Below are 1,070 nucleotides of genomic sequence, written 5' to 3'. Positions count from 1 at the left end.
GCGCCGAGCAGGCCCGTGCCTCGGCGCGAGCCGACACTGCCGCCCGCGATGCCGAGGCGCGGTTTCAAGACCAATTGAAGAAACTGGAGAAGGACGATGCGGCCTTGGCTGGCGGTGCTGATCTTGTGCTGCGGCGCGCTCGCGTGCGGGTGCTCGACGGCGCCGGACCCTGAACCGACCGTGAAGCTTGAGCTCGTCAAGCCGGATTTGCCCGCAACCGCGCGCCAGCATTGCGCTGCGCCGGTCTCGCTGCCGGATCGAGACATGACCGCCAGCGAGGTCACCACCAGCTGGGGGCGCGATCGCGCGTCCCTGCGCATCTGCGAAACGAGACGGGCGGCGGCTGTCGCGGCCGTGGATGGAGCTGTGCCGTGAAGGATATCGACTGGGCGAGCATCATCATGCTCGCAAAGGACATCTGGTGGATCATCTCCGTCCCGCTGACCGTCCTGGTCGGCATCGGCATGTTCTTCCTGCGTAGCCAGTTCCCGACGAAGGCTCAGCACGACGCGCAGACGCAGACGCTTCAGGCCTCGATCAAGAGTCTCGGCGATCACGTCGCCACCAACGAGCGCGCCATCGAGCAGCGCGTCGGCAAGATCGAGGCGGACCTTCGTCAGCTGCCTGATCGCCAGGAGGTTCAGGCCTTGGGCGAGCGCATCGGCCGCGTCGAGAAGGAGGTCGCGACCTCAACCGAGACGATCCGTGGCGTCGAAAAGACCACGACCAAGATCGACACGACGCTCGGCCTGATCCTCAAGCACATGTTGGAGAAGAGCGCATGAGCTCGCTTTCCGAGACCCTCGCCAAGGATCGCCGCCTCGTCATCCTGCGCCTGCTCTCCGAGGTGCCGAACTATTCCCTCTCGGCCTCGATGCTGACCAAGGCGGTGCGCGCCATGCGGCACGCCGTCTATGACGACACGATCGCCGCGGATCTCGTGCTGTTGGAGCAGCATGCGCTCCTGACCCGCGAGGAAGAGCCCCATAATGGCAAGACGCTCGTCTTCGCCACGTTGACGCGCTTCGGCCTCGAAGTCGCAAACGGCCGGCCGCATCCGATGGTCGACC

At 65.6% G+C, this 1,070-nt stretch carries 2 protein-coding genes; both read left to right on the top strand.

Going from position 1 to position 1,070, the window contains the following annotated elements:
• Positions 1–371 precede the first annotated feature (371 nt).
• Entirely contained in the window at positions 372–785 is a 414-nt protein-coding gene (locus AB4Y99_RS27770; protein ID WP_441525626.1) for a hypothetical protein, read from the top strand.
• On the top strand, positions 782–1,070 hold a 289-nt coding region (locus AB4Y99_RS27765), incomplete at its 3' end, for a hypothetical protein (RefSeq protein WP_441525625.1). The genes AB4Y99_RS27770 and AB4Y99_RS27765, both read left to right, overlap by 4 nt.

The sequence above is a fragment of the Allobosea sp. TAB14 genome, from assembly GCF_052113865.1.
GTDB classification, from domain to species: Bacteria; Pseudomonadota; Alphaproteobacteria; order Rhizobiales; family Beijerinckiaceae; genus Allobosea; species Allobosea spartocytisi.
Note: the sequence above shows the minus strand (reverse complement) of the source record. Positions and strands in the feature narration are given on the sequence as shown.